The organism is Streptomyces virginiae (assembly GCF_000720455.1).
Classification (GTDB): Bacteria; Actinomycetota; Actinomycetes; order Streptomycetales; family Streptomycetaceae; genus Streptomyces; species Streptomyces virginiae.
In genome coordinates this window covers 54,150-66,514 of record NZ_JOAK01000005.1, presented here as the reverse complement: position 1 = coordinate 66,514, position 12,365 = coordinate 54,150, and the positions used below count along the sequence as shown (strand labels likewise).

At 73.4% G+C, this 12,365-nt stretch carries 12 protein-coding genes; 10 read left to right on the top strand and 2 right to left on the bottom strand.

Annotated features, from left to right (window positions below; all coding sequences use genetic code 11):
- Positions 1-30 precede the first annotated feature (30 nt).
- The 3 genes from IG86_RS0110055 (at position 31) to IG86_RS0110045 (ending at position 2,861) form a co-directional block, all read left to right on the top strand.
- Positions 31-687: a trimeric intracellular cation channel family protein gene (locus IG86_RS0110055; protein WP_030896365.1), complete on the top strand. Its 657-nt coding sequence runs from the start codon at positions 31-33 to the stop codon at positions 685-687.
- Between the two features lie 46 nt (positions 688-733).
- On the top strand, positions 734-1,588 hold the full coding sequence (locus IG86_RS0110050) for a thioesterase family protein (RefSeq protein ID WP_030896358.1): 855 nt from the start codon (positions 734-736) through the stop codon (positions 1,586-1,588).
- 109 nt (positions 1,589-1,697) lie between these two features.
- Entirely contained in the window at positions 1,698-2,861 is a 1,164-nt protein-coding gene (locus tag IG86_RS0110045; protein ID WP_030826575.1) for a cysteine desulfurase family protein, read from the top strand.
- A gap of 32 nt (positions 2,862-2,893) precedes the next feature.
- Here IG86_RS0110045 and IG86_RS0110040 read toward each other — a convergent pair whose 3' ends face one another.
- Positions 2,894-3,559, bottom strand: a complete 666-nt coding sequence (locus tag IG86_RS0110040) for an N-acetylmuramoyl-L-alanine amidase (protein ID WP_030826573.1) — start codon at positions 3,557-3,559, stop codon at positions 2,894-2,896.
- 69 nt (positions 3,560-3,628) lie between these two features.
- Between IG86_RS0110040 and mnmA the strand changes: the two genes are divergently transcribed.
- A complete protein-coding gene (mnmA, locus tag IG86_RS0110035) occupies positions 3,629-4,765 on the top strand; it encodes a tRNA 2-thiouridine(34) synthase MnmA (RefSeq protein ID WP_030826565.1) in 1,137 nt (378 codons plus the stop codon).
- Between the two features lie 21 nt (positions 4,766-4,786).
- On the opposite strand, the gene IG86_RS0110030 is transcribed toward mnmA, so the two are convergent.
- The gene (locus IG86_RS0110030; protein ID WP_037848790.1) at positions 4,787-5,710 is read right to left on the bottom strand and encodes an NADP-dependent oxidoreductase; all 924 of its coding nucleotides are present in this window, start codon (positions 5,708-5,710) and stop codon (positions 4,787-4,789) included.
- Between the two features lie 127 nt (positions 5,711-5,837).
- Between IG86_RS0110030 and IG86_RS0110025 the strand changes: the two genes are divergently transcribed.
- The 6 genes from IG86_RS0110025 to ligA all read left to right on the top strand — a co-directional run bounded on the left by IG86_RS0110025 (position 5,838) and on the right by ligA (position 12,301).
- Positions 5,838-6,866: a GlxA family transcriptional regulator gene (locus IG86_RS0110025; protein WP_051785075.1), complete on the top strand. Its 1,029-nt coding sequence runs from the start codon at positions 5,838-5,840 to the stop codon at positions 6,864-6,866.
- Between the two features lie 94 nt (positions 6,867-6,960).
- On the top strand, positions 6,961-7,305 hold the full coding sequence (locus tag IG86_RS0110020) for a DUF1330 domain-containing protein (protein ID WP_030826552.1): 345 nt from the start codon (positions 6,961-6,963) through the stop codon (positions 7,303-7,305).
- A gap of 166 nt (positions 7,306-7,471) precedes the next feature.
- Entirely contained in the window at positions 7,472-8,257 is a 786-nt protein-coding gene (locus tag IG86_RS0110015; RefSeq protein ID WP_030896349.1) for a hypothetical protein, read from the top strand.
- Positions 8,258-8,399: 142 nt separating this feature from the next.
- Entirely contained in the window at positions 8,400-9,089 is a 690-nt protein-coding gene (locus IG86_RS0110010) for an SDR family oxidoreductase (RefSeq protein WP_030826548.1), read from the top strand.
- Positions 9,086-10,069 carry a methionine synthase gene (locus IG86_RS0110005; protein ID WP_030826546.1) on the top strand — a complete coding sequence of 328 codons (984 nt, stop codon included), beginning with the start codon at positions 9,086-9,088 and terminating at the stop codon, positions 10,067-10,069. Before IG86_RS0110010 ends, IG86_RS0110005 begins: the two co-directional genes overlap by 4 nt.
- A gap of 30 nt (positions 10,070-10,099) precedes the next feature.
- Complete coding sequence (gene ligA, locus IG86_RS0110000; protein WP_030896340.1) at positions 10,100-12,301, top strand: NAD-dependent DNA ligase LigA; 2,202 nt, start codon at positions 10,100-10,102, stop codon at positions 12,299-12,301.
- The last annotated feature ends 64 nt before the right edge of the window (positions 12,302-12,365 follow it).

The window sequence follows — 12,365 nt, the reverse complement described above, 5'->3', positions numbered from 1 at the left end:
GCAGGCGGCGCGGCAGGTGACAATGGCCCGGTGCTCCACGATCTCTTCCCGCCGGGGGTTCAGCATGCCCTGGACCTCGCCGGCATCTTCGTCTTCGCCACCGCGGGCGCCCTGCTCGCCGTCCGCAAGAACTTCGACGTCTTCGGCATCGCCGTCCTCGCCCTCGTCACGGCCCTCGGCGGCGGCCTCTTCCGCGACCTCGTCATCGGTGCCGTCCCGCCGGCCGCCTTCGGCGAGCTGAGCTTCTTCGTCACCCCGCTGATCGCCGCCGCGATCGTCTTCTTCCTGCACCCCGAGGTCCAGCGGATCAACCGGGCCATCAACGTCTTCGACGCCGCCGGCCTCGCGCTGTTCTGCGTGACCGGTACGACCAAGGCCTACGAGTACGGCCTCGGCCTGACCGCGTCCGCCGCGCTGGGCCTCGCCACGGCCGTCGGCGGCGGCGTACTGCGCGACGTGCTGGTCAACGAGGTGCCCTCGCTGCTGCGCGACCGCGAGATGTACGCCGTGCCCGCCACCGTCGGCGCCGCGATGGTCGCCGTCTCCATCGCCCTGGACTCGCTCAACGCCGTCACCACCGGCCTGGCGATCGTCACGACGTTCGTCCTCAGGCTGCTCGCCATGCACTACCACTGGCGGGCGCCGCTGGCCTGGAACAGGCGCTCCTCGGTGGCCGAAGAGCCGTAACAATAGAAAGCTACCGCTTAGTAGCAAGCGGGTGTACCGTCGTTCCATGTCATATGCAGCTGCCCAGGCATCCATCGGCGACAGCGAGTTCGACCGCGACACCGCCATCACCGAGCGCGCGGGCGAACCCGGCGTCTACGACGCGGAGCTCTCCGCCGGCTGGACGATCATCGCCGCTGTCAACGGCGGATACCTGCTGGCCCTGGTCGGCCGGGCCCTGTCGGCGACCCTCCCGCACCCGGACCCCTTCACGGTGTCCGCGCACTACCTGACCTCCTCCGTGCCCGGCCCCGCCGTGATCCGCGCCGAGGTGGTCCGGGTCGGCCGCACCCTCTCCACCGGCCAGGCCTCGCTCTTCCAGTTCGACGAGCACGGCAACGAGGTCGAGCGGATCCGCGTCCTCGCCTCCTACGGCGACCTCGCCGCCCTGCCGGACGACGTGCGCACGGTCGCGGTGCCGCCGCTCATGCCCTCCTACGAGAACTGCGTCGGCCCGGAAGCCGGCCCCGCCCCGATCCCCGGCAGCTCCGCCATCGTGGACCGGCTCCGGCTGCGCCTGGACCCGGCGACCGCGGGCTGGGCCGTCGGCGCGCCCTCCGGCAAGGGCGAGATGCGGGCCTGGTTCGAGCTGGCCGACGGCCGCGACGCCGACCCGCTCTCCATGCTCCTCGCGGTGGACGCCCTGCCGCCGACCGCCTTCGACCTCGGCCTGGTGGCCTGGACCCCGACCGTCGAGCTCACCACCCACATCCGCCGCCGCCCGGCCCCGGGCCCGCTGCGGATCTCCATCACCACCCGCAACCTCGCCGGCGGTTTCCTGGAGGAGGACGCCGAGGTCTGGGACTCCACCGACCACCTGGTCGCGCAGTCCCGGCAGCTGGCGCGGGCCCTGCGCATGTGACGAGCCGCCCGGCCGGGGAGCGGCGGGGCGGGCCGCGCCCCCACGCCCCGGCCGGATCGGGATCCCGCCGGGCGGAGCGGCACGGGCGGGCTCGTAGAATCGGGGGATCATGGCCTACCTCGACCACGCCGCCACCACCCCCATGCTGCCGGAGGCCGCCGCGGCGATGACCGCGCAGTTCGCCGCCACGGGGAACGCCTCCTCCCTGCACGCCGCCGGCCGCCGGGCCCGCCGTACCGTCGAGGAGGCCCGCGAGGCCTTCGCCGAGGCGATCGGCGCCCGCCCCAGCGAGGTGGTCTTCACCGCCGGCGGCACGGAGGCCGACAACCTCGCCGTCAAGGGCCTCTACTGGGCCCGGCGCGACGCCGACCCCACCCGGACCCGGGTCATCGCCAGCCCCGTCGAGCACCACGCCGTCCTCGACGCCGTGCACTGGCTCGCCGAGCACGAGGGCGCCCAGGTCGACTACCTGCCCGTCGACCGCTACGGGCGCGTGCACCCCGACGCCTTCCGCGAAGCCGTCGAACGCAACCCCGACGACGTCGCCCTGGCCACCGTCATGTGGGCCAACAACGAGATCGGCACCGTCATGCCGGTCCGGGAACTGGCCGCCATCGCCCGTGAGGCCGGGATCCCGCTGCACTCCGACGCCGTCCAGGCCTTCGGACAGCTCGACGTCCACTTCGGCGACAGCGGCCTCGCCGCCATGACCGTCAGCGGCCACAAGATCGGCGGCCCCTACGGCATCGGCGCGCTGCTCCTCGGCCGGGACCAGAGCCCCGTACCCGTCCTGCACGGCGGCGGGCAGGAGCGGCACGTCCGCTCCGGCACCCTCGACGTGCCGGCCATCGCCGCCTTCGCGGTGGCCGCCGTCCTCGCCGCCGAGCGGCGCGAGCAGTTCGCCACCGAGATCGGCGCCCTGCGCGACGAACTGGTCGCCGCCGTCCTGGCGGCCGTGCCCGACGCCGTCCTCGGCGGAGATCCCGAAGAGCGGCTGCCGGCCAACGCGCACTTCAGCTTCCCCGGCTGCGAGGGCGACTCCCTGCTGCTGCTGCTCGACGCCCAGGGCATCGAGTGCTCCACCGGCTCGGCCTGCACCGCGGGCGTCGCCCAGCCCAGCCACGTCCTGCTGGCGGCCGGCACCGACCCGCAGCTGGCCCGCGGCACCCTGCGCTTCTCCCTCGGCCACACCTCCACCAAGGAGGACGTCGCCGCCCTGGCCGCGGCCATCGGTCCCGCCGTGGAGCGCGCGCGGACGGCAGGCCTCAGCTGAGCGTCCGGGAGGCCCAGGCCGAAGGACACGGCTCAGGCCGGAGCGGCCAGGGCCTCCCGGACCATGCGTATGTAGCGGTCCCAGTCCCAGTGGTCGCCCGGGTCCGTGTGATCGGCCCCCGGCACCTCGGAATGGCCGACGATGTGGGTGCGGTCCGCCGGAAAGTCGTACCGGCGGCAGATGCCGGCCGCCAGCCGCGCCGAGGCCGTGTACAGGGCGTCGGTGAAGTCCTTCGGACGGTCCACGAAGCCGACGTGCTCGATGCCGACGCTGCGCTCGTTCATCGAACGGTTGCCGGCGTGGAAGGCCACGTCCAGCTCGCGCACCATCTGCTCCACATGCCCGTCTCCGCGGACTATGTAGTGCGCCGAAGCCTTGTGCCACGGGTTCTTGAAGGCATCCACCGACGACTGGAAGCCGCCCTGCGTGACGTGCACCACGATCCGGTCCACCCGGTAGTCGTCGGGCCGGTCCGCCATCCGCCAGTTCGCCGGGGAGGCCGCGGTCCACCCCGCGCCCGCGTGGTCGATCTCGCCCTCCTTGCGCGGCTTGGACACCCCCGGCATCAGCCACCACGCGCGGCTGATCTCGTCCCGCCCCGCGACGGCCGCCGCGGCGACCACCCCGAGCCCGCCGAACAGCACGGCCCTGCGCGTGCGGCTCTTCGGCTTCGATCTCGCGTTCCCCTGCTCGGTCATGTGATCCACCCCCCTGACCCGACAACGCGCTGTGACCCCGCTCGGTTCCCCCGTACCCTGGACGGTGCTATGACTGAGAACCTGCCGCGCACCGACCGCCCCCTTCGCGTCCTGGCCGCCATGTCCGGCGGAGTGGACTCCGCCGTCGCCGCCGCCCGTGCCGTCGAAGCCGGGCACGACGTGACCGGCGTCCACCTCGCGCTCTCCGCGAACCCGCAGTCCTTCCGGACCGGCGCCCGCGGCTGCTGCACCATCGAGGACTCCCGAGACGCCCGCCGCGCCGCCGACGTCATCGGCATCCCCTTCTACGTGTGGGACCTCGCCGAGCGCTTCCGCGAGGACGTCGTCGAGGACTTCATCTCCGAGTACGAGGCCGGCCGCACCCCGAACCCCTGCCTGCGCTGCAACGAGAAGATCAAGTTCGCGGCCCTGCTCGACAAGGCCCTCGCCCTCGGCTTCGACGCCGTCTGCACCGGCCACTACGCCACCGTCGTCCTGAAGGAGGACGGCTCCCGGGAGCTGCACCGCGCCTCCGACATGGCCAAGGACCAGTCCTACGTCCTCGGCGTCCTCGACGAGAAGCAGCTCGCCCACGCGCTCTTCCCGCTCGGCGACACCCTCACCACCAAGGACGAGATCCGCGCCGAGGCGGAGGCCCGCGGCCTCGCCGTCGCGAAGAAGCCCGACAGCCACGACATCTGCTTCATCGCCGACGGCGACACCCAGGGCTTCCTCGCACACCGCCTCGGCAAGGCCGAGGGCGACATCGTCGACGAGTCCGGCGAGAAGGTCGGCACCCACGAGGGCGCCTTCGGCTTCACCATCGGCCAGCGCAAGGGCCTGCGGATCGGCCACCCGGCCCCCGACGGCAAGCCGCGCTACGTCCTCGACATCTCCCCGGTGAACAACACCGTCACCGTCGGCCCCGTCGAGGCCCTCGACGTCAGCGCCCTCACCGCGATCCGGCCCCGCTGGTGCGGCGCCGACGCGGCCGCACCGGGCACCTACACCGCCCAGCTGCGCGCCCACGGCGGCGAGACCGAGGTCTTCGCCGAGATGGTGGACGGCGAGCTGCGCGTCGCCTTCACCGAGCCCGTCCGGGGCGTGGCCCCCGGCCAGGCGATCGTGCTCTACGACGGCACCCGCGTGGTCGGCTCCGCCACCATCGCGACGACGACGCGAGCCGCTGCCGCCGCCACCGCCTGACGCGGTGGCGGCAGCCGCCGGTCAGACCACCGTCAGGACGATCTTGCCGGTGGTCCGGCCCTGCTCGCCGATCTCGTGGGCACGGGCGGCCTCCGCGAGCGGCAGCACCGTCTCCACCAGCGGCTTGAGCAGCCCCTTGTCCGCGAGGTCCGCGATCGCCTCCAGGCCCTTGAGGTCGGGGTCGACCAGGACCCAGGACGCGTTCACCCCGTCGGCACCCGCCGGGACGGAGTCCGGGCCGGGCAGCGAGACCAGGTGCCCGCCGGACCTGAGGACCTTCAGGCTGCGCTCGGCGGTCTCGCCGCCCAGCGCGTCCAGCACGACGTCGACGTCCGAGACCGCCTCGGCGAAGTCCACCGAGCGGTAGTCGATCAGCTCGTCGGCGCCCAGCTCGCGCAGCACGTCGTGCTTGGCCGCGCTGGCCGTACCGATCACGTACGCGCCGCGCGCCTTGGCGATCTGCACCGCCAGGTGCCCCACGCCGCCGGCCGCCGCGTGCACGAGCACCCGCTGCCCGGCCGTGATGCCGGCCGTGTCCACCAGCGCCTGCCACGCGGTGAGCGCCGCCAGCGGCAGCGCCGCCGCCTGCACGTGGTCGAGGGAGGCGGGCTTGCGGGCGAAGTGCCGCGCCGGGGCCACCACGTACTCCGCGTAGCCGCCCGCCTGGCGCGGGAAGTGCGGCATGCCGTACACCTCGTCGCCGGGGGCGTAGAGGGTCACGCCGGGGCCGACCGCCTCGACGGTGCCGGAGACGTCCCAGCCCACGATCGGGGTCTCGCCCCAGGCGATCAGGGCGCCGCTGGCGCGGGTCTTCCAGTCGACCGGGTTGACGCCCGCCGCGTGAACACGGACGAGGACCTCGCCCAGACCCGGCTCGGGCCGCTCGATCTCCCGCTCGACCAGGTTCTCCGGGCCGCCCCACTCCTTGACGACGATCGCGCGCATCTCAGTCCGCCTCATTCCATCCGTTTACGTCAGGTACCGGGCTGTTTCCCGGCGACGTGTTCCAGATTCGGGCACCGCGCATCCTCATGGTGTTGGCCGTTTGGCCACTATGTGACAGGATCTGGCCATGGGTGAAATCGAGGAGCACACCGGGGACGCGGCCCCCCGCGGGAACGGCACGGACGGCCGGCACCTGGTCGCGGTGCTGGCCCTGCCCGGCTTCCCCCCGTTCGAGCTGGGCATCCCCTCCCGCGTCTTCGGCAGCGCCGTGGACGACGACGGCGAGGAGCTCTACGAGGTCGTCGTCTGCACCGCCGACGGCGCCCCCGTGCCCAGCGACTCCGGCTTCACCCTCCAGCCCGCCGCCGGCCCCGAGGCCCTCGCCGCCGCCGACACCGTGATCGTCCCGCCCACCCACGCCATGCCCGAGCTGGCCGACGGCGGACCGCTGCCGCCCGCCGTGGCCGAGGCCATCGCCGGCATCCGCCCCGGCACCCGCCTGGTGTCGATCTGCTCCGGCTCCTACGTGCTCGCCGCCGCGGGACTCCTCGACGACCGCCCAGCGACCACCCACTGGAACCTCGCCGAAGAGTTCCGCCGCGCCTACCCCCGCGTCCGCATCGACGAGGACGTCCTCTTCGTCGACGACGGCGACGTCCTGACCTCCGCCGGCGTCTCCGCCGGAGTCGACCTGTGCCTGCACCTGATCCGGCGCGACCACGGCGTCGCCGTCACCAACCGGGCCGCCCGCATGTGCGTCGTACCGCCCTGGCGCGACGGCGGCCAGGCCCAGTTCATCGACCGCCCGGTCCCCGAGCCCACCGTCGCCACCACCACCGCCACCCGCGCCTGGGCCCTGGAACGCCTCGCCGAACCGGTCAGCCTCGCCGAACTCGCCGCCCACGCCCGGATGAGCCTGCGCACCTTCACCCGGCGCTTCCGCGACGAGGTCGGCATGACCCCCGTCCAGTGGCTCACCGCCCAGCGCCTGGAGACGGCCCGGCACTTGCTGGAGTCCAGCGACCTCCCCGTCGACCTGGTGGCCCACCGGTCCGGCTTCGGCTCCGCCAACTCCCTGCGCCAGCACATGCGCGCGTCCCTCGGCGTCTCCCCGATCGCCTACCGGCGCACCTTCCAGCCCGCAGCCCCGGCATGACCCCAGAGGTAATCGCCACCCCGGCCGCGCGCTGACAGGATCGGATCAACGGCCCGCACCGGCGGACCGGTTGGACGCGACAGGGGAGAAGACCATGACCGCGTACGCCATCGCCCACCTCCGCCCCGAGACGATGAACGAGGACATCCTCACCTACATCGAGGCCATCCAGTCGACGATGGACCCCTTCGGCGGCCGCTTCCTCGTGCACGGCAAGGAGGTCGAGGTCATGGAGGGCCCCTTCCCCGGCACCGTCGTCGTCATAGGCTTCCCCGACATCGAGCGGGCCCGCGCCTGGTACGCCTCCGACGCCTACCAGGCCATCCTCCCGCTGCGCACGGACCACATCGCCGGCGAGGCCGTCCTGGTCGAGGGCGTCCCGGCCGACTACGACGCCTCCAAGACGGCCGCCCGCCTGCGCGCCGAATCCGGCCTCTGATGGGCAACCGGGCCACCTTCGTGATCGCGGGTCCCGAGGGCACGAGCGCCGGTCCTCCTCCTTCGGAGCCGTCGGCCTCGATCTCGACCTGCTCGGCGGCCCGGAGGCGTTCCTGCCCTTCGCCCTCGGCCACCGGCTCGAGGAAGGCCCCTGGCACGAGGACGACATGTGCGAAGCGGGCGCCCTGATCGACCCCGCCCGCAAGCTGCTCCTGGTGTTCGCCCAGGAAGGCCCGGCGGTGGCCATGCGCACCCGCGCCGCCTGGCTGAGCATGCTCGGCCCCGCCTGGCCCGGATGGGAGGTCCGCTGGACGTACGACGGCCAGAGCGGCCTGCGCGCCCACCTCGGCCTGGAACCGGGGCACGTACCCGACACCGTGCACCCCGGCCCGGCCCTGGGGGCCGACGAGGAGGAACTGGCCGACCCCGACTCGATGGCCGCCGTCGTCACGGTCGGATCCGGCCGCTGCCACGTCCTCGCCCACATCGCCGACCACCCCGTCGCCGAAGGCCCGGCGCTCCTCGACCGGCTCGCGGACGCCCCCGCCCACACCGGGTACGCGGGGCGCGCCGAGGCCGGCATCCACGTCGACCCCGAGGCCCGCAGGGTCGGGTGGTGGCTGACCGGCATCGTGCCCCACGCCGGACGCATGGCCGCGCGCTGGCCCGGCTGGACCGTGGAGTTCTGGGCCGACCGCTGGGACGAGCACGAACGGGCCTCCGGTGGCCGCTTCGCCCCGCCCGCGCCGGACCGCGTCGCCGCGCCGGCCGACGTACGGGCGCAGGCGCTGCAGCGCTGGGCCGGGCCGCGGGGCGACGTGCGGGAACGGCTCGTCGCCGCGCTCCCGCACGCCACGATAGGCCGGAGCTTCGCCCCCGCCGTCACGGCGGAGGAGGCGGCCGCCGCCCGCGCCGCCGTGGAGCGGGCCTGCGCGGCGGCCGTCGGCGCCTGACCCCGGCCTCCGGGCCCCGCGCGCCCGCGGGACCGTCATCGCCACCGGCTTCCCGCCCGCCGTCACCGCCCGGTCCGGCCCCGGCCCCGGGACCCCGGGGCTTCCCCCTCCCCGGCGCGTCGGACCTGCGAGCATGGGCGGTATGGCTACTCACCTGATCACCGGTGCCGGTTCCGGCATCGGCGCCGCCGTCGCGGCCCGCCTGCACGCCCGCGGCGACGACCTCGTCCTTCTGGCCCGCGACGCCGCCCGCGGCAAGCAGCTCGTCGAGCGCTACCCCGGCTCCCGGGCACTCGTGGGCGACCTCGCCGACCCCGACCGGCTCTCCTGGGCCTTCTCCAAGCAGGCGATCCCCGAGCGCATCGACTCGCTGCTGCACATCGCCGGGATCGTCGACCTCGGACCGGTGGGGGAGCTGCGCCCCAAGACCTGGCACCAGCAGCTCAACGTGAACCTGATCGCCCCCGCCGAGGTGACCCGGCTGCTGCTGCCCACCCTGCGCGCCTCCAAGGCCACCGTCGTCTTCGTGAACTCCGGCGCCGGCCTGACCGCCCACGCCGACTGGAGCGCGTACGCCGCCTCCAAGCACGGCCTGAAGGCCCTCGCCGACTCCCTGCGCGGCGAGGAGCGGGCCAACGGCATCCGCGTCACCTCCGTCTACCCGGGCCGTACCGCCAGCCCCATGCAGGCCAAGGTGCACTCCCAGGAGGGCAAGGAGTACGACCCCGCCGCCTGGATCGACCCCGAGTCGGTGGCGACCACCATCGTCATGGCCGTCGACCTGCCCCGCGACGCCGAGGTCAACGACCTGTCCGTGAGGCCGGGCCGATGAGCGCGGGCGCGACCGGCGTCGGCTCGCTGCCCGGCGGCGACGCCCGCGAGGCCGCGAAGACCGCGACCGGCTCCTTCGAGGACTTCCCGTACCTGCCCGAGCTGCCCGCCCGCGGCCCCGGCGCGGACATGATCGGCCGCTCGACCGGGCTGCTCGTCGACATGTTCGCGCACGTGGAGCCCAGCGGCTGGCGGATCAGCGACCGGCCCGGACGCGACACGCGCCGGGCCCGGTCGTGGCTGGGCGAGGACCTGGACGCCCTGGAGGAGTTCACCCAGGGCTACACCGGCAGGCTCAAGGTCCAGGCGGTCGGGCCGTGGACGCTGGCCGCCGCCCTGGAGCTGCACGGCGGCGAGGCGATGCTGCAGGACGCCGGCGCCTGCCGGGACCTGGCCGGATCGCTCGCCGAGGGCCTGCGCGAGCACCTGGCCGACGTGCGCAAGCGGATCCCCGGCGCCGACGTCGTGCTGCAGCTCGACGAGCCGTCCCTGACGGCCGTCCTGCTCGGCCGGGTCCGCTCCGCGAGCGGCTACCGCACCTACCGCGCCGTGGACCGGCAGGTCGTCGAGGGCGCGCTGCGCGACCTGTTCGCCGTCCACGACGGCGAGGTGATCGTCCACTCCTGCGCGCCCGAGGTCCCCTTCGGCCTGCTGCGCCGGGCCGGCGCCACGGGGGTGTCGTTCGATTTCTCGCTGCTCACGGAGCGCGAGGACGACGCCATCGGGGAGGCCGTCGAAGGCGGTACGAAGCTGTTCGCCGGAGTGGTGCCCGGCACCGACGGCCCGTTGTCGGACCCGGGCGGTAGCGTCATGGGTGTCAGGAAGCTCTGGCGCAGGCTGGGGCTGGCCCCGGGGACTCTGGCGGAGTCCGTCGTGGTCACTCCCTCGTGCGGTCTGGCGGGCGCCTCGCCCGCCTACGCCCGCGCGGCGCAGGCGCATTGCGCCAGAGCGGCGAGGTCGCTCGCCGACAACCCTGAGTGACGGTCGAGACGGGCCACGGGAGGACACGGCATGGCAGCCGAACAGCAGGACACGGCAGTACCGGCGGCGGTGCGCGAACAGCACCAGCTGCTGGCCGAGCAGGTCGAGGAGCACCGCTTCCGGTACTACGTGAACGACCAGCCGGTCGTCAGCGACGCCGAGTTCGACAAGCTGCTGCGTTCGCTGGAGGCGCTGGAGGAGCAGTACGCCGAGCTGCGCACGCCCGACTCGCCCACCCAGAAGGTGGCCGGGGCGTACGAGACGGACTTCGCCTCCGTCGAGCACCGCGAGCGCATGCTCTCCCTCGACAACGCCTTCGACGACGAGGAACTGTCCGCCTGGGCCGAGCGGGTGGCCCGGGACACGGGCACCTCCGACTACCACTACCTGTGCGAGCTGAAGGTGGACGGCCTCGCCGTCAACCTCACCTACGAGAACGGCCGCCTCACCCGGGCGGCCACCCGCGGCGACGGCCGCACCGGTGAGGACATCACGCCCAACGTCCGCACCATCGCCGACATCCCCGACCGTCTGTCCGGCGACCGGATCCCGGCCCTCGTCGAGATCCGCGGCGAGGTCTACTTCCCGATGGAGAAGTTCGAGGAGCTGAACGCGAGACTCGTCGCGGCGGAGGGCAAGCCCTTCGCCAACCCGCGCAACGCCGCCGCCGGTTCGCTGCGCCAGAAGGACCCGAAGGTCACGGCGAGCCGCCCGCTGCACATGGTCGTCCACGGCATCGGCGCCCGCGAGGGCTTCGAGATCGAGCGCCAGTCGCAGGCCTACGAGCTGCTGCGCGAGTGGGGCCTGCCCACCGCCCGGCACAACAAGGTGCTCTCCTCCCTCGCCGAGGTCCGGGCGTTCATCGCGGAGTTCGGCGAGAACCGGCACTCGGTGGAGCACGAGATCGACGGCGTCGTCGTCAAGCTCGACGAGATCGCCCTGCAGGGGCGCCTCGGCTCCACCGCCCGCGCCCCGCGCTGGGCCATCGCCTGGAAGTACGCGCCCGAAGAGGTCAACACCAAGCTGATCGACATCAAGGTCGGCGTCGGGCGCACCGGCCGCGTGACCCCGTACGCGCAGGTGGAGCCGGTGACGGTGGCGGGCTCCGAGGTGGAGTTCGCCACCCTGCACAACCAGGAGGTCGTCAGGGCCAAGGGCGTGCTCATCGGGGACACCGTGGTCCTGCGCAAGGCGGGCGACGTCATCCCCGAGATCCTCGGGCCGGTGGTGGACCTGCGGGACGGCACCGAGCGGGAGTTCGAGATGCCGGCCGAGTGCCCCGCCTGCGGGACCGCGCTGCGGCCCATGAAGGAAGGGGACATCGACGTCCGCTGCCCCAACGCCCAGACCTGTCCCGCCCAGCTGCGCGAGCGGCTCTTCTACCTGGCCGGCCGGCAGTCCCTGGACATCGAGAACTTCGGCATGGTCGCGGCCGCCGCGCTCACCGGCCCGCTGGAGCCGGCCGAGCCGCCCCTGCTCGACGAGGGCGACCTCTTCGCCCTGACCATCGAGCAGCTGCTGCCCATCAAGGCGTACGTCCTGGACCAGGACAGCGGCCTGCCCAAGCGCGACCCGAAGACGGGCGAGGAGAAGATCGTCACGGTCTTCGCCAACCAGAAGGGCGAGCCGAAGAAGAACGCCCTGGCGATGCTGGAGAACATCGCCGCGGCCAAGGAGCGCCCGCTCGCCCGCATCATCAACGGCCTGTCCATCCGCCACGTCGGACCGGTCGCGGCCGAGGCGCTCGCCCGCGAGTTCCGCTCCATCGCGGCGATCGAGGCGGCGACCGAGGAACAGCTGACCGCCACCGACGGGGTCGGCGCGATCATCGCCGCCTCCCTCAAGGAGTGGTTCGCGGTCGACTGGCACCAGGAGATCCTGCGCAAGTGGCGGGAGGCCGGGGTGCGGATGGAGGAGGAAGGTTCCGCCGAGGAGGAGGGACCGCGGCCCCTGGAGGGCCTGACCGTCGTCGTCACCGGCACTTTGCAGAGCCACACGCGGGACGGCGCCAAGGAGGCCCTGCAGAGCCGCGGCGCCAAGGTGACCGGATCCGTCTCGAAGAAGACCTCCTTCGTCGTGGTCGGCGACAACCCCGGCTCGAAGTACGACAAGGCCGTCCAGTTGAAGCTGTCCATCCTCGACGACGCCGGTTTCGCCGTGCTGCTGGAGCAGGGCCCGGACGCGGCACGCGAAGCCGCGCTCCCGGTGGACGGCGCCGCCGAAGGGGAGTAGTACCCGTAGGGCAATCCCCGAGGGGGAGTAGCGAAGGCGAACGGATGCGTGGCGTGCGGCCGTA